Source organism: Acidobacteriota bacterium, assembly GCA_016716905.1.
In the GTDB taxonomy this organism is placed as follows: Bacteria; Acidobacteriota; Vicinamibacteria; order Vicinamibacterales; family SCN-69-37; genus SYFT01.
Genome location: JADJUS010000004.1, coordinates 715,910 through 732,269 on the forward strand (window position 1 = coordinate 715,910; position 16,360 = coordinate 732,269).

At 65.5% G+C, this 16,360-nt stretch carries 13 protein-coding genes; 8 read left to right on the forward strand and 5 right to left on the reverse strand.

Features of this window, described 5'->3' with window-relative positions:
- Window positions 1-105 precede the first annotated feature (105 nt).
- Window positions 106-456 carry a cytochrome c gene (locus tag IPL75_07115; GenBank protein MBK9240026.1) on the reverse strand — a complete coding sequence of 117 codons (351 nt, stop codon included), beginning with the start codon at window positions 454-456 and terminating at the stop codon, window positions 106-108.
- Between the two features lie 49 nt (window positions 457-505).
- Here IPL75_07115 and IPL75_07120 point away from each other — a divergent pair, with 49 nt between their 5' ends.
- Both IPL75_07120 and IPL75_07125 read left to right on the forward strand, forming a co-directional pair.
- The gene (locus tag IPL75_07120; protein MBK9240027.1) at window positions 506-2,872 is read left to right on the forward strand and encodes a BACON domain-containing protein; all 2,367 of its coding nucleotides are present in this window, start codon (window positions 506-508) and stop codon (window positions 2,870-2,872) included.
- On the forward strand, window positions 2,863-5,385 hold the full coding sequence (locus IPL75_07125) for a TonB-dependent receptor (GenBank protein MBK9240028.1): 2,523 nt from the start codon (window positions 2,863-2,865) through the stop codon (window positions 5,383-5,385). The genes IPL75_07120 and IPL75_07125 overlap by 10 nt, the downstream gene beginning before the upstream one ends.
- A 48-nt stretch (window positions 5,386-5,433) precedes the next feature.
- Here the strand turns inward: IPL75_07125 and IPL75_07130 are convergent, their stop codons facing one another.
- Window positions 5,434-5,772, reverse strand: coding sequence for a hypothetical protein (locus tag IPL75_07130; protein ID MBK9240029.1), 339 nt, complete (start codon window positions 5,770-5,772; stop codon window positions 5,434-5,436).
- A 29-nt stretch (window positions 5,773-5,801) separates the two neighbouring features.
- Window positions 5,802-8,636, reverse strand: coding sequence for a protein kinase (locus tag IPL75_07135; GenBank protein ID MBK9240030.1), 2,835 nt, complete (start codon window positions 8,634-8,636; stop codon window positions 5,802-5,804).
- A 90-nt stretch (window positions 8,637-8,726) separates the two neighbouring features.
- Here IPL75_07135 and IPL75_07140 point away from each other — a divergent pair, with 90 nt between their 5' ends.
- From IPL75_07140 to IPL75_07160, 5 genes are all read left to right on the forward strand, one after another.
- Complete coding sequence (locus tag IPL75_07140) at window positions 8,727-9,368, forward strand: cytidylate kinase-like family protein (protein ID MBK9240031.1); 642 nt, start codon at window positions 8,727-8,729, stop codon at window positions 9,366-9,368.
- Window positions 9,369-9,476: 108 nt separating this feature from the next.
- Window positions 9,477-10,994: a hypothetical protein gene (locus IPL75_07145; GenBank protein ID MBK9240032.1), complete on the forward strand. Its 1,518-nt coding sequence runs from the start codon at window positions 9,477-9,479 to the stop codon at window positions 10,992-10,994.
- Window positions 10,991-11,944 (forward strand): ABC transporter substrate-binding protein, encoded by a 954-nt coding sequence (locus tag IPL75_07150; protein ID MBK9240033.1) that lies wholly within the window; start codon window positions 10,991-10,993, stop codon window positions 11,942-11,944. The genes IPL75_07145 and IPL75_07150 overlap by 4 nt, the downstream gene beginning before the upstream one ends.
- Complete coding sequence (locus IPL75_07155; GenBank protein MBK9240034.1) at window positions 11,941-12,699, forward strand: ABC transporter ATP-binding protein; 759 nt, start codon at window positions 11,941-11,943, stop codon at window positions 12,697-12,699. Before IPL75_07150 ends, IPL75_07155 begins: the two co-directional genes overlap by 4 nt.
- A 31-nt stretch (window positions 12,700-12,730) precedes the next feature.
- A complete protein-coding gene (locus IPL75_07160; GenBank protein ID MBK9240035.1) occupies window positions 12,731-13,480 on the forward strand; it encodes an ABC transporter permease in 750 nt (249 codons plus the stop codon).
- Between the two features lie 30 nt (window positions 13,481-13,510).
- Here IPL75_07160 and IPL75_07165 read toward each other — a convergent pair whose 3' ends face one another.
- Window positions 13,511-14,674, reverse strand: coding sequence for an FAD-binding oxidoreductase (locus tag IPL75_07165; GenBank protein ID MBK9240036.1), 1,164 nt, complete (start codon window positions 14,672-14,674; stop codon window positions 13,511-13,513).
- Between the two features lie 11 nt (window positions 14,675-14,685).
- The gene (locus tag IPL75_07170; protein MBK9240037.1) at window positions 14,686-15,852 is read right to left on the reverse strand and encodes a sterol desaturase family protein; all 1,167 of its coding nucleotides are present in this window, start codon (window positions 15,850-15,852) and stop codon (window positions 14,686-14,688) included.
- 89 nt (window positions 15,853-15,941) lie between these two features.
- Here IPL75_07170 and IPL75_07175 point away from each other — a divergent pair, with 89 nt between their 5' ends.
- Window positions 15,942-16,355 carry a hypothetical protein gene (locus tag IPL75_07175; protein MBK9240038.1) on the forward strand — a complete coding sequence of 138 codons (414 nt, stop codon included), beginning with the start codon at window positions 15,942-15,944 and terminating at the stop codon, window positions 16,353-16,355.
- Window positions 16,356-16,360 lie beyond the last annotated feature (5 nt).

Sequence of the window (16,360 nt, forward strand, 5' to 3'; positions counted from 1 at the left end):
GGTCCAGAGTCCAGAGTCCTGGTTTTCGGAGGCCGGGTCTTCAGACCCGGCGAAGCTACAAGGGCGGCGAGGAGGAGACTCCTCGCCGCCCTATTTGTTTCGCGCCTACTTCTGGCTCATCAGAAACGCGACGAGCGCGTCCACGTCGGTGGGGGTCAGTTTGCGCGTCTTCATGTACGACGTCATTGACGCTTTCGGCTTCGGCGTGACCTTCGCCTCCATCGCAGCCGTGTCCGTGAGCCACTTCTTCATGTCGGCTTCCGTCAGCTTCGCGCCGACGCCGCCCAGCGCGCTGGCCATCTTGCCGCCGGTGTTTTTGATCGCATGGCACGTGGAGCACTTCTGCGCCACGTAGACTTTCTGACCCGCTTCGACCTTCTTGGGATCGAGCGTCTGGGCGCCGGCGGTGCCGGCCATGACCGCCACGCCGATGAGTGCTGCAATGAGTGTTCGCATGCCATCATGATGTGGGATGACCGGCTGCTGCGTACGTTCCAGAGTGCACATGGCCATCGGGTTGGTCGTCGCCTTGGCGGGCCCTGTTTCTGCCGCCCGCGCGCAGAATCTCGTCGCCGACCCCGTGGTGCTGCATCTGCGCGCCATCCAGTCGCCTGACGGTCGCTGGCAGGCCACACCCCCTCGGACCATCCGTCTCGATCGCACAGACACAGCGGCTGTGCCTTGGCGCGCCGAAGCAACGGTCCCGTGGTTGACGATCACGCCGGCCAGCGGAGCGGGCCCAGGCCGCCTCAAGGTGCAGCTTGAGGCCTCACGTCTGGTCGGGAGCCCGGCCGTCGGCGAAGTCATCATCGCGGTCAACGGGGCTCCCAGTCAGCGTGTCACCGTGCATGCGTCCCTGGCCGCCACCGACAACCCGCCGATGGGGTTCATCGACGCGCCCGCTGACGGCGACGTGCCTGCCGGGCCGGTGCGGCTCTTTGGCTGGGCGCTCGACGATGTGGGCCTGAGCAGTATTGAAGTGTGCCGGGTGGGCGACGCCATTCCGGGCGAGGAGCGGTGCGCGGACGGCAAAGGCGCTCGTGTCGCGCAGGCCGATCTGCACGTCAACGCCAGACCCGACGTGGCCGCCGCCGTTCCCGGATTTGATCACGAAGGAGACACCGGTTGGACGGCGGTCGTGTCAGTGCCGACCGGCGCTCGATCCCCGGACGGCGTCCTGTCGTACTACGCGCTGGCTCGCGACGTCACCGGGCAGGTCGCATCGCTTGGCACAAAGCACTACCGCCCGACGAGCGCTCCGGTGCAGTGGGCCAAGGTGCTCAAGCTGCCGGCCCTGCTGCTTCTGGCGTTTGCGGTCTTCGCGGTCTTCCATCTGTGGGCGCGCCGCTGGTTGCCCGTTCATCAATCCCCGTCGCCCGCCGAGGAGCAGGTACCGCAGCCCGGACCACGGTGGATGGAGCTGACGGCGCTCGCCGGCATCATGGCGGCGTTTGCGTGGATGGTGATTCCCGGTCTCAGCCGTTCGCTCGAATACGACGAGATGTACTCCGCGTCCCAATTCATCGTCGACCGGTCGTGGTGGGAGTCGGCGACGCGTGTGCAGACGTCCAACAATCACTTTGGAAACTCGATTCTGGCCTCGGCGGCCGTCCGTGTGTTCGGGCCCTACGAATGGGCGATTCGCCTTCCCGCGTTTCTGCTCGCGCTCGGCGCGATCGTGGTCACGTGGCGGTTTGGCCGTCGCCTTGCGGGCCCGGCCGTCGGCCTGTGTGCTGCGGCATTGCTGGCTGCGGCGCCGGCATTCATGGTCTGGGCGCAAACCGCCAGGGGTTACTCCGGTCTGGCCTGCATGGCCTGGTTGTCTGTTGATGCATTTTTCAGAGTGCTTCGAACCGGAGATTCTCGCCAGGTGCGCGTGCACACGATCTCCACGGCCGTCCTGCCGTTGTTCCACCTTTTTGGGTTCTGGATTCTCGCGATTCAGTACCTCGCTTTCTGGGCGTGGAGTCTCGCCGCCCGCCGCACGCCATCAACGGACGGTTCCGCCAACGGCACTCGCCGGCTGCATCGCTCATTCCTGGCAATCGGCGCCATCACGCTCGTGATGTTCCTGCCGAGCGTCACCGATCTGGTGTCGGACCTTCCCGTCTTCGCCGTGTCTCACGAGCCGGCCGCTGCCAACGCCGGCGCCACCGCTGCCGCCACGGCCGGCACCGTCGCAAGGACCACGCGAATGACGGTTGGCGTGCAATGGTCGGGCTTCGCCGACGAACTCCTGTCCATCCGATCCTGGAATCTGATGGCCATCGCCGGAGTCCTGCTGCTGATTGGCCTTCTCACGTTGCCCAGGGGAGAGGCTGCTTTCGGCCTCGCGACCCTCGGCCTTCCGCTCTTGACCTTGTGGCTGGCCGGCGAAGCGGTCACCGTGTATCCCCGGTTCTTCTCGTTCTGGCTGCCGATGCTGGCGATCTTCCTGGCTGCGGGAATCCTCGCGCCGTTTCAGTGGCAGCGACGCTCGACCAATCGGGTGCAAAAGGCCGTCGGCATGGTCACAGGTATCGCCACGGTGACCGGCGGTCTCTGGGTGGCGCAGACGTGGCTCGATTGGGACCCACCAGTGAGCCCGGCCGACTATCGCACGTGGCTCACGCCTTCTGCAGACTGGGCCGACAGCCCTGTGGCTGCGGTTGGACAGGATGCCTTCATGTTCGACTTCTACCTGGGCAAGCCGCTGCCGCTGGTTGTTGATCCCGCGCAGATGGACGGCCTCCTCCGCCAGCATGACCGGCTGCTGGTGGCGTATCACGCGCTGCCGCGAATGCGACCCGCCGATGTCCTTGTGCGCAACCTGCTCGCGCGCAGGTGCCTGGACCGCGCCAACGTCAACATCGTGCTGTTCGAATGCCGCTAGCCCTGTCGCGTCTGGCGGGCATCGCCCTGTTCCTGAGTGGGTTGTGCCCTGGGCTCGTGGCGGCACAGACAACAGGCACGCTCGCGGGAACGGTGGCGGCCGAAGGGGGCATTACGCTTCCGGGCGCGTTTGTCACCGTGATTGGAACGACGCCCGCACTGAGGCGCGAAACCACCACCGACGAGCAGGGCAGCTTCCTCGTCGCAGATCTGCCAGCGGCCCGCTACTCGATCACGGCGCTCGCAACGGGATTCACAATCACCAAGGCCATTGAGGTCACCCTTGTCGCGGGGCAGACCCGCCGGGTTGTCATCGACATGCGCGTAACCGGTGTCACCGAAACGGTGACGGTCAGCGCGGATCGTGGGCGTGCGTCAACGGCGCCGTCCATGCTGGCGCTGACGCCGGCTGAGGTGTCCACCGTGGCGGGCGCTGCCGAGAACGTCTTCAAAGTGCTGCACACGCTACCGGGCATCACGGCCGTCAATGACTTCGACAGCCGGCTCTCGGTGCGCGGCGGCGGACCAGACCAGAACCTGACGGTGATGGATGGCGTGGAGATCCACAACCCGTACCGTTTGTTTGGGCTCACGAGTGCATTCAACCCCGAAACGGTTGAGGCGTTTGAACTCACTGCGGGCGCGTTTCCCGCGAGATACGGCGACCGCTTGTCGTCCATCCTGACTATCGACAATCGCGCCGGGAATTCGGCGCGTCGCGCAATGGGCAGCGTCACCCTGGCCCTGACCGATGCCAACATCATTGCCGAAGGGCGCCTGCCGGGCACGTCACAGGGATCGTGGCTCTTGAGTGGCCGCAGGACGTACTACGACGTTGTCGCAGAGCGATTTGTCGACGCCGACTTGCCGTCGTTTTCGGACTTGCAGGCCAAAGCGGTCTGGCGCGTGGCGGGCGGAGGGCAACTCTCGGTGTTTGGCTTGAAGAGTCGTGAGAGCACCGACGCGGAGTTTGGAGAGCCCGAGCGTGAGTCTGCGGTGATTCGCACCAAGGCCCGCAATGATCTGGTGGCGGTCTCGTGGCAGCGGGCGTTTGGTTCTCGCGTGTCCAGCCGCACTGTGGCGTCGTGGTACCTCAACCGCGATGACATCGACTTCGACGGCCGGTTCGAAACAGGCGCGCGGCGGACGAATGCGCCGGTCAGCAATAACTCGGAGTCGTTGTCCAATATCATTTTCACCCGCCAGCTTTCCGTGCGGGACACGGCCCTTCGGCAGGACACCACCATCAGGGTCGGGCGGTCACACTTGCTGGATGCCGGCGTTGAGGCGCATGTGCTGGCCACGCAGTGGGGATGGCGCATTGACGGCGAGCGAAATCCCGGCGTGGCAAACGGCTCAAGCATCCAGGGTGGGGCCGGGCTGCCGGCGTTGTTGGACTCGTCGCGTGACTCATGGCGCTTTGGCGCGTGGCTGTCCGATGTCTGGATGGTGACGCCATGGCTTCGTGTGGAGCCTGGCGTTCGCCTCGACAAGACCAGCGTGACCGGTGTCGCATCACTCTCGCCGCGCGCGTCGCTGCTGGCTGACCTGACCGCCCGCACGCGCCTGCGCGTGGCCGGTGGCGCGTTCACCCAGAGCCCCGGCTACGAAAAACTGCTGCAGTCCGACTACTTCGTCAATCTCACCAGTGAAAACGATGCAAGGGTCGGGACCGAACGGGCGAGGCACGCGGTGGTTGGTCTGGAACACACGTTGGCGCCAGGTGTAGTGGCGCGGGTTGAGGGCTACTACAAGCAGTTCCGCGATCTGGTCATTGGCAGGCTCGAAACCCCGGAAGAGGTTGACGCGCGCACGTCGGTCTACGACTTTCCGTCGAGCCTGGTCGGGGAAGTGCCGCGTGAGGCGCAGATTCTGAGCGCGCCCGTGAACGGCGGGCGAGGGAAGGCGGCCGGTATTGAGGTGTACCTCGCGCGGCAGTCCGTGTCTCCCGCCGGCCGGGCGTTGACCGGGTGGATCTCATACACCCGCAGCCGCGCAGAGAAGACGATGTACGGCATCACGATGCCGGCCGACTACGACCGGCCACATGCGTTCAGCATGGTGGCGAATCTGCGCCTCAACACGACCATCGAAGTCGCGACGACCGTACGCGTGCAGTCCGGGTTCCCGTATTCGCCGCCGGTGGGCGTGCGGGTGGCGGCGGTGCAGGATTTGGCGGATGCCGATCGCGACGGTAACCGCAGCGAGTTGATACCCCAGGTCTCCAGACGTCTCCTGGTGTGGACGTTTGACCATGGTGGCGCGTCGAACCTCAATTCAGCCCGGCTGCCGAGGTTCTCGCGTGTGGATGTCCGTGTCACGTTCCGGCCAGGGTGGAAGAATCGCCGCTGGCAGTTCTACCTGGACGTGATCAATCTGCTCAATGCCAACAACGCGTCGGGCTTCGACGCGCAGTTATCGTATGACCCTGCCGCTGATCGGCCGCAGGTGACGTACGAGCGGCGCAACAGCCTGCCGCTGCTGCCGTCGCTCGGGATTCGCTACAAGTTTTAGCCTCGGCCTTGAAAACCAGGCCGGTCCTCAAGCCCGAGGCCTCCCGTCTTACCGGCGCTTGCGCGTCTTCGCGGCGCTGACCGCAGACTGCATCTCGTCGTCGCACATCGGCGCGCAGAGCCCGTCGCGGCAGAGGATGTAGCCGTCCGGGCAATCTCCGGCGGCGAGGGTCGGCCGCCCGATCTGCTGCAGGAGTTGCACCTGTGCGCGCAATGCGTTTTCAACGACAGTAAATTTGCTGGGACTGGTCACGAGAATCTCGATGCCGAGTTGCTCGATCTTCATGACCAGCCATCGCACCGCGGCCATCCGTGCCGCGTCACCGCCACGGTGCCGGCCGCCTCCGTGCGATCGTGTTGTGGTTTTCTTGCCTTGTGCCTTGGCCATCGGGTCAGCTCCTGTAGGTGAGAGGGAATCTAGTTCCGGCCTCCGGCCGGGGTCTCCGGTTGGGTTTCGATCAACCAGATGTCACGCGCGCGCTGGTTCCTGACGGCAATCAGGGAACGTCCCGCGCGCCTGACACCAGAAAAACTGACGCCAGGCAACGCATTATCCGTCACCTGCGTCAGGCGACCGGATGCGATCGAAAAACCGTAGACATTATGCACGCCGCCTTCGGCGCGGGTGAGGTAAAGGGTGCCGAATGTCGGGTCGAGCCTGGCCGTAATCAAAATCGCGTTCGAAATGGTGCCGGCCGTGGTGGTGGCACCGTCGGCCCCTACGAGCAGCACCTCCATGGTCGAGGTCGAGTCCTGGTTGACCTCGACGGATCGCACGATGACCATCCGGCGGTCCGCCAACCACCCCCTGCCGTAGACGCTGGTAAAGGAGCCTGTCAGCGACGCGACTTCACGTTGCTGCCCGCTCACCAGGTCACGGACCCACACGCCGAACCGCCCAGCGGCGCGCGTGAGAAACGCCAACTGTCGACCATCGATGGAGACGAACAGGTCGCGCACAAACGAGTTCGCCGCCGCCGTGAAGATGGGGCCCTCGTTTTTTCTGGCGGTCGAACGATATTTGACGATGGTCTGCACGGTGCCATGATCAACGAAATAGAGCACGTCGCTGCCGGGTTGCCACGCCATCAGCTGTTCGCCCCACTCCACCGGGTACTGCTGGAGGATGGCGAGCCGCGTGGTGCCCAGCACTCGGGATGTTTCTTCGGTGGCGAGATCGGCGACAGACAGCGATGTCAGTCCCGGTTTGTCTCCGCGCTGCATGAACGCGAGCCGCGCGCCGTCCGGCGACAACTGACCGGCGAATCCAGCCGTCACCGGTCGTGCCGCCGCCGTGAGGCCGTTGTTGCCCAGGCCGGCGACAAACAACTGCGAGTCGAGGATGCGGTATCCCTGAGACGGGCTCGGCTCGCTGCGCTGGAAGACAAGTGTCTGGCCATCGGCCGACACGGCCGGAGCAAAATCACTCAGCGCGTCGGACGCCAGCTGCCGGCCGACCCGTGTGGCAGGGTCGATCAGCCACAACTTGGCTTCGTCGGAGCCCTGCTGGAAACTCACAATCGAGCCGTCCGCCGAGGTGCCTTCCGGCGTCTCTTCGGTCTGGCTCGATGTCAACGGCCTCAGCCGGCCACTGCTGTCACGTTCCCAGAGGTCACTTTGTCCCCCGCGGTTTGTCTGGAAGATGACAGCCTCGCCTGTGCCGCTCCAGATCGGCATCCGCTCGTAGAACGCATCGTTGGTCAGCCGCCGCGGTGACGCGCCCGCCAGATCCGTTTCCCACAGGTCTTCCTGATCACCCGATCGCAGTGCCACCACCACGCGGCGTCCGTCTGGATGCACGTCCAGGTTGTTCACGACGCCGGCGAGAGACCACGAGGCGCTCAGGTCGGTCACGGTGCCAGCGTCGAGGTCCGCCACACTCAGCGACCGGGCGGAGTTGCTCGTGAGTTGCAGGAAGATCCGCCGGCCGATCCAGCGGAGCACCCGCACCTCATTCGGGCCAGGATTCAGGACGAGACTCTGGGAGGCGACGCCGCCAAAGAACGCAGGGACGACCTGCAAGACGGTGTTGTCGCGCCGGCCGAGGGCCACGGCGAGCTGGTCGCCTCCGGGTGACCAGGCGTGGCTCAGGATGCGCCCCGCAGACAACGTCACGGGGCGGGCCTCTGTGCCCGCGACCGGTTGCACAAACAACTGGGGCGCGCCATCGCGCGTTGAAACGAACGACAGCCACTTGCCGTCGGCCGACAACCGGCTGGCGGTTTCTTCGCTCGACCACATGACCACGGGCCGTGAGCGCCGGAGCGGGTCGGCGTCCGGCGTCCGGCCGCTCCACTGCCAGGCGGCGACCGCCAGGCCGCCAACGGCGACGGCCGCGGCGATCCATTGCCAGCGCCGTTTCGATTGCTCAGCGCCCACCGTGTTGAACGTGCCGCCGGCGGCGGTCAACCCGCCGGAGATGTGCCGTAACTCGGCGAGCACCGCTGCGGCCGACTCAGGTCGATCGGCCGGGTTCTTCTCGAGGCAACGTTCCACGAGATCGACCAGGCCAGCGGGTGCACCCTGCGCCAACCTGTCGAGACGCCGCGGTGCATCGGTCAGGAGGTGCCGGACATAGTCGTAGGACGACAGCCCCATGAACGGCAGCTGTCCGGTAAGGCACTCGAACATCACGACGCCCATGGAAAACAGATCCGCGCGGAACGTCACCGGATGTCCGGCGGCCTGCTCGGGCGACATGTATTGCGGTGTGCCGGCGGCCTGATCGGTGCGATCCGAAGGAGAGGTGCGCGTCTGATCCGACGGCTTCGCGACGGCATCTTCGCGTGCGAGTCCGAAGTCGAGCAGCTTCACGTGACCGTCGGTGGTGACGATGACGTTGGAGGGCTTTACGTCACGATGCACCAGGCCGCGGCTGTGCGCGGCGGCCAGACCTTCGGCGATTTCGCTGGCGAGTTGCACCGCCTGAGTGAGAGGCGGCCGGCCGCGCCGCAGGATCGCCGCAAGCGTTTCGCCTTCGACGAACTCCATCACGAGGTACGCTTCGGTGCCCTCCTCGATCAGTTCGTAGACCTTGCAGATATACGGATGGTCGATTGACGCGGCGGCAAGTGCCTCGGTGCGAAGGGGGTCTCCACCCTGGCGGAACCGGCCGTCATGAATCGCCTTGATGGCGACGGATCGGTTCAGCCGGGTGTCGGTGGCCTTGTAGACCACGCCCATGCCCCCGGAGCCAATCTGGCCTTCGACCCGGTAGCGCCGAACGATCGCCTCGGGCAGTGGGTGGTCCACAGCCGAGAAGAGTACCCGAGTTTTGCCGAGCCGGGTCGAAATGGTGAGGCCGCAGATGATAGATTGGCGCTCACTTTGAAGGAGCGCGACATGACGGCAGGTACGACCATTGTGGCCATTTCGAGGCAAAAGGGGAGCGGTGGCGCCCACATCGGACAGGTCGTCGCAGAGCGGCGGGGCATGCGCTTTGTGGACGGCGGCCTCCTGCGCGACGCCTCGGAATACCTGCTGGTGCACGACCCGAATCTCGAGAAGGTCAAGGAACGGATCGGCACGTGGTGGGACACGATGGCCGGGGCGCTCGCCATGGGCGGCATGAGCGGCCTGGGCATGTTGCCGGTGGACACGATGCAGGAAGCCGAGTCGGCCCGCCTCGAGCGCCGCATTATCGAGGAAATGGCTGGACACCACTCAGCCGTGATCGTCGGTCGAGGTGCCGGCCATGTGCTCAAGGGGCGTCCAGGTGTGCTCCGGGTGTTTGTGCACGCACCAGAGGCGTGGCGCATCGATCGCGTGGCCGAGCGCAGCGGCGTGGATCAGGCCAAGGCGCGCGACGTCGTGCGCGAGTCGGATCGCGATCGCGCCGGCTTCATGCGTGCGCTGACCGGCACCGATTGGACGGACGCACGCCAATACGATCTGGCGATTGATGCGGCCTCAACCGGTCTCGAAGTGGCCACGGACATTGTGCTGCAGTTGGTGCCGCTGGCCCAGGCCACGCCGCCGCGCTAGCCGACGCGCCGGGACGATTGCATGGTGCCTCACCGCGATGACCGAGCCGCGGAGCTCACGGCGTTTGCTCGGTTCCTGGCCGGACTTCCACGACTCATACGTCTACGCATGACGCTCGCGGAAGCGCTCGAGATTGTGCAGGCCCGCTTGCGCAATCGGGATCGCCACTTCCTGGCCGTCATCGAGCGTGGTGTGTACGCCAGCCCGACCAGTCCGTATCTCGCGCTACTCAAGTCTGCCGGCTACGAGCTCCCCGGCATCCGCGACCTGGTGCTGCGCCAGGGGCTGGAGCCCACGCTTTCACAACTTCGGCGCGACGGCGTCTATGTGAGTTTTGAGGAATTCAAGGGCGTGCAGCCTATCGTGCGAGGCAGCACCACCATTCACACCACGCCGGCTGACTTCGACAACCCAGCCGCGGGTCGGTTTTATTCCACCACCACCGGCGGCAGCACGGGGATGGGCAGGCGGGTGAAGCTTGACCTCGCACACATGGAAGCGCAACTGCCGGGCCGCATCATGGTGCGCCATGTCCAGGGGGTGCGTGGAATCCCGGCGGCCTCGTGGTCGGACCTGCCGCCAGCCGGCGGACTGATGGGCGTGTTGCTGCATGCGGCCTCCGGCGAAGATGCCACGCACTGGTATTGCGCGCGGGGAGGCGGGGCAAGCACGGTGCCGCTGCGCTTCCGGATGGCAACGACCGCAGCGCTGTCGGTGGCCAGGCTCTCGGGCGGACGCGTGCGTTGGCCGAAACTTCTGCCCTTCGATCAGGCGGTCGAACTGGCCCGGTGGGCGCGCGACCAGGTGCAACGGACAGGACGCTGCACGGTGCATGCATCCGTCAGCCGCATCCTGCGGATCGCCGTGGCCGCTCAAGAGCACGGGATCGATCTCACGGGGACTGTGCTTCGTGGAGGGGCCGAACCACCGACGCTGGCGAAGGTCGCGCAGATACGGCGCACCGGCGCCACGTTTTATTCCAGCTACGCGTTCAGCGAAGTGGGCACTGTGGGCTCGGCGTGCCTGAACGCCACTGGGCCGAACGATCAACATTTCATGCAGGACCATCTGGCGATGATTCAGGCGACGCGTCCCGTGCCCGGTTTTGCGCTCGAGGTTCCGGCCTTTTGTTTCACTACGCTCCTGGCGACGGCGCCAAAACTCATGCTCAACGTGGAGTCGGATGACTACGGCACGGTCGACACCACGCCCTGCGGCTGCCCCTGGGAGGCGCTGGGGTTTACCACGCACCTTCGCGACATCCGGTCGTTCCGCAAACTCACGGGCGAAGGCGTGACGATGGTGGGGAGTGAGATGGAGCGGATTCTCGACGAGGTGCTGCCGTCCCGCTACGGTGGGAGCGCCCTCGACTATCAGTTCGCCGAGGAAGAAGACGCTCAGGGGTTCACGCGTTTGATCCTGCGGGTCGCGCCATCCGTCGCACTGGGCGACGAGGCCGCGGCCATTGCCTGCGTCCTTCAGGCGCTCGAGGACACCGGCTCGGCCGGCGGCATCGTCAGTGCCACCTGGAAGGCGGCCGGCTCCCTTCGCATTCGACGGGAAGCACCCACGATGACGGGCCGTGGCAAGTTGCTGCCGCTCGACATCAGGAAACGAGCGTCATGAGACGCCTCCATCGGCTGGTCGTCGCGCTGGTGCTCGCCACGGGTGTTGCGGCAGGCTGCGGGCGCGGCCAGAACGAGGGACTGCGGCGGCTTCGCGTGTCCTTCAGCGAACACATCAGTTTCGCGCCGCTGATGATCGCGCAGGCGGAAGGGTTCTTTCGCGACGAAGGTCTCGACGTGGAATTTGTGGCGACCATGCGCCCGGAAGAAGCGCTGGTGGCGTTGATCACCGGGGACGTCGATGTGCGCCCCGGTGCCCTGCATGCCGGATTCCTGTCGGCCATCGCGCAGGGCGCTCCCATTCGCATTGCGGCCGGCCTGGGTGTGCTGGCCCGCGAGGGCTGCACGTATTTCGGCATCGCGTTGCGGCCGGGTCTGGACCCGGCAGGCACGCCCGTCATTCGCCGGGTGCGCGCGAGCCAGGACGGCGTGACGCGGTACGTCGTGAGCAAGATGCTTGAGACCCGTGGCGTGGTGCTGAACACGGTGGAAACCGTTCGCCTGCCCGAGCCGGTGATGGTGTCGGCGCTTGAGTCTGGCGCGATCGATGCCGGGGCGGCGTCCGAGCCCGTGCTATCACGGATGGCGGAAGTGGGAAGCCTGTGGCTTTCGGGCCAGCATGCCGTGCCCGACTTTCAGTGGGGCGTGATCATGTTCGGCGAGCGCCTGCTGGTGCGCGAACGCGAGACGGCACACGCCTTCATTCGGGCGTACCAGCGGGGCGTGGTGCAGTACCGGCTCGGGAAGACTGACCGCAACGTGGCGATCATCGCCGAAGGTACCGGCGAGACCGTGGATCGCACGCGGGCCGCATGCTGGATTGAGTTCACTGCGGACTCGCGCATTGACTGGACCAGCGTCGAAGGGTTCCAGGCCTGGGCCAACGCACAAAAATTCATGGACCGGAGCGTGACCCGCGATCAGGCGGTTGACTCCGGGTTTGTGAAGTGACGGTCACCACGCGGCACTTTGTCTGCGAAAGCGTCGGTCATACGTTTGCCGGCGACCGCGGGCGTGTCGAGGCCCTGCGCGACGTGTCTTTTGAAGTGGAACAGCATGAATTCATCTGCGTGGTCGGACCCAGCGGCTGCGGCAAGTCGACCTTGCTGCGAATCATCGCCGGGCTTGAGCCGCCGACGACTGGCCGCCTGACGTTTGACGTGCCCACCCGGGGGCCGGCGTCCCGCGGATGCCTGGTCGTGCAGGAGCATGGGACATTCCCGTGGCTCACCGCTGCGGAGAACGTGGCCTTTGGCTTGGCGATTGAGGGCACGCCTCGCGAGGAACGGCACACGCGCGCTGCGGCGTTTCTCGAGCGCGTCGGCCTGTCGGCCTTCGCAGGTCACTATCCGTACGAGCTGTCGGTGGGGATGCGGCAGCGTCTCGGACTCGGCCGCGCCATGGTCACGGATGCGTCGTTGTTACTCATGGACGAGCCGTTCGCCGCGCTCGACGCGCAATCACGGCGGCACATGCAGAGCGAATTGCTTGGCATCTGGGCCGCAGACCGCCGCACCGTGGTGTTTGTCACGCACGACATCGATGAGGCGGTGGTGCTGGCCGACCGCGTCCTCGTGATGTCGGGCCGCCCCGGACACGTGCTGGCCGATATCCGGGTGCCGCTGTCCCGCCCTCGCGACAGGCACCGCGACTATGCCGACGCGCGAGACCTTGTCGCGCAGATCTGGGACCTTCTTGGCGACTAATTCTGCTGCCGTGCCGCCTGTGCGCTGGTCGATGCGTTTCCTGCTTGTCTGGGCAGTGCTGCTGGTTGCCTGGGAAGTGCTGGTGCGCTCCGGCGTGTGGACGGGCCTTTTCACTCCGGCGCCCTCGGCGATCGGCGCCGCGCTGGCGGCCATGATTGCCGAGGGCACGTTGCCGACGCATGTCGGCTACACGTTTGTCCGCATTCTCACCGGGCTGTTGGTGGGCGCCACTGCGGGAGTCACCCTGGGGTTGGCCATGGGGGTGTCAGCGCGACTACGCCGGCTTGTGGATCCCCTGGTAGCCGCCGTGCATCCCATCCCGCGCCTGGCCTTTTTCCCGTTGCTCATCGTGGTGCTCGGCGTTGGCGAGACATCCAAGCTGGCGGCCGTCTCGATTGGCGCCTTCTTCCCGATGCTGCTCAACACGGTGGCCGGCGTTCACAGCATGAATCCCGTGCATCTCGAGCTCGCGCGGAACTTCGGCGCCACCAGATGGCAGATGTTTCAGCGCGTGCTGGTGCCAGGCAGCTTGCCGCTGATGCTCACCGGGTTGCGGCTGTCGTCCAATGTGGCGTTCCACGGCACTATTGGCGTTGAAATGGTCGGTTCGCAGACCGGTATCGGGTCGTTGCTGTGGCTCTCGTGGCAGACGTTCCGCATCGACCACATGTACGCCATTCTGGTTGTGATCGCGACCATCGGCATCGGGCTGGCCGTGTGCATCCGCTGGGTCACCGTGCGTGCCGCCCCGTGGCTGGCCGAGCGGCCGGCCGACGGTTGACGCTTCCATGAGATGTGACGGCGGCCCGATCTACACCACGTAGTGTTCGCCCCCGGCGCTGCGGTTTTCGAATCGCTCGAGGGCAAACGGCGTGAGGTCCATCCCGGGGTCGCGCTCAACAATCAGGTCGGCCAGGATGCGACCCGCGGCGGGGGAGTGCTGGAAGCCGTGCCCGCTGAAGCCGTTGATCAGGAAGAAGCCCGGCAGGTCGCGCGCGGCGCCGATGATGGGGTTGGCGTCAGGCGTCACTTCATAGAGACCGGCCCACGCGTGGGCGATGGGCGCATCAGCCAGTGCCGGCAGTCGCCGAGCCGCCACAGGTGAGATCTGCTCAAGGAAGTCCCACTGCACGGTGAGGTCGAAGCTCGGCTTTTCATGTGGGTCGCCCATGCCGAACAGGACGCCAGCGCCTTCTCGATGAAAGTAAAACGTGGATTCGAAGTCGATCACCATGATCCGGGAGTCGGGCACGTTCCAGTTGCCGCCTGACGCCGGAGGCTGCGCGATGAAGATGTGCCGCCGGTACGCCTCCACCGGCACGTCAACGCCGGCCATGCGCCCGACCGCTCGTGCGTACGGGCCAGCCGCATTCACCACTACTGGCGCATCGATTGCGCCGCCAGTGGTTTCGACGCCGGCCACACGACCGCCGACGACCCGCACCCCTGTCACTTCCGTTTCCCGCAGGATCGAGACGCCTGCGGCCTGGGCACTCTTGGCGAAGCCCATCGTGACGCCGTTGGGATCAGCAATGCCATCGCGTTGGCAGAACGTGGCGCCGATGACGTGCTCTGTCACAAGCCCGGGAGCCAGGGCGGCCGCCGCGTCCGCGTCCAGCCAGTCCACCGCGATGCCGAGGCGCCGTTGTCGCTCGACGTTGGCGGTAAAGACCTCCACACTTGCCGGCGACGAGAGCAGGAACAGATATCCGTCCTGGTGGAAGTCGATGTCCGCGCCGACTTCTTCCTTGAATCGCTCGAGTACACCAATCGACTCAATCGACAGGCGGATGTTCGCGTCGTGTGAAAATTGATGCCGCACACCACCCGCGTTCCGACCGGTGGAACCGGTGCCCAGCAACTGTTCGCGCTCAACAAGCACCACATTCGTGACACCGCGCCGCGCCAGATGGAACGCCACGCTCGCGCCCATGCACCCGCCACCCACGATCACGACATCAGCTGTCCGCGTCATTTCCCCAGTTCCTAACTTCCTAATTTCCTAATTTTCTTAAATGGTCCAACAAGGTGCTGCCAGTAGCCGTCAGGAATCCGCGTGTCGCTCAGTCCGTATCGCTCGGGCCAGCGGTCGCCGGGACAATAGTAGGTGCCAAACAGTCGATCGATCCACGGCAGGTGCACCGCGAAGTTCTTGTCCAGCGCCTCCGTCTCGGAGCTGTGGTGCCAGTGGTGGAAACGCGGAGTCACGATGAAGCCTTCGGCGCGGCCGAAGCGGAAGCGCACGTTGGCGTGAATAAAGACGGCGTGGAACGACACAAACACCAGGTAGGCGTAGACCGGCCCGTCGGCGAATCCCAGCAGCGCGATGGGGACAAACGTGAAGCCGCGCGTAAGCACGACGTCCACCAGATGCAGGCGCGATCCAGCGAGCCAGTCGATCGCTTCGCTTGAATGGTGAATGGCGTGGAACCGCCACAACCACGGCACGCGATGGAACAGCCGATGCATCGTGTATTCACCGAGATCGGCGAGCAGCACAATCAGCAGGAACTGCACCACCCATGGCAGGGCAGACACGGAGTCCTGCAGCTGCGGAGCCACCACCAGGCGCGTGGCCGCGGCTGCCGGCGCGAGCGTGAGCCACGCTGACACCTGCACCAGCAGGTGACTGGCGAAGAAGTGGGCGACGTCGGTGGTCCAGCCCGGCCTGAACGTTGACTGCGATGGCCGCTGGGCGAACACACGCTCCAGTGGAACGAAGATCAACGCGAGCAGGAACAGGTTGAGCAGGAACCAGTCCAGTCCCAGGCCGATCCCACCCGCGCCCACGTCGGCCACCGGCACCGACGCGCCACCCAGGAGCGACGCGACGAGCGCCAGGCCCATGCCCGTGAAGCCCAGCACTTTACGTCGCCGAAGCAGCGCGCTCAGCAGCCCGAGGAAGAACGCGCCGCCGATCACCGTGGCCACGAGCGGCCGGATCCAGCTCAGTGCGTAGACGGCCCGGACGCCGGGAAACGTCAGGGCCTCCGGCAGGTGGAAACACGCGACTCCACCGACGGCCAGAACCCCCAGAAAGACCGCGATCGTGCCGCTCGCCCAACCGCTCCCGAACGTCGTCTTCTCATCGTCGTCAAAGAGTCGCGCCAGCCAACGGTCGAGGGCCGGGCGGTCGTGGGGAGTGGTGGACATGACCGCAGCGAATCATACGGCGAGTTGGACCCGCCCCGGCAAATGGGACATAATCCGGCGCCCATCCAGGGCGCCCGAGGGGAGACCTCATGCAATCTCAGAAATTTGTCGTCACGTCAGTGCTCGCCGCGGTCCTGCTTTTCACAATCGGCGGTTTGGTGTACGGATCGGTGCTCGCGAATTTTTTCGCTGCGAACATGGGTTCGGCGACGGGCATCACCAAAGAACCCGCTGATTTCTGGGCGATTGTCGTCGGTGAGCTGGCTGGCGGCACGTTGTTGACGCTGGTCATCGCGGGCTGGGCCAGGGTGGGTACCGCAGCCGGAGGCGCCAAGGTCGGCGCCGTCATGGCGTTGATGATGACCATCAACTTCGACTTTGTGCTGTACGGCACATCGAACGTGGCGAATCTCACCGCGGCATGTGTGGACGTGTTGGTTAATACAGTCCGCTACGCGATTGTCGGCGCGTTTGTCGGTTGGATGACCGGCCGCGGCAGATGAGTACA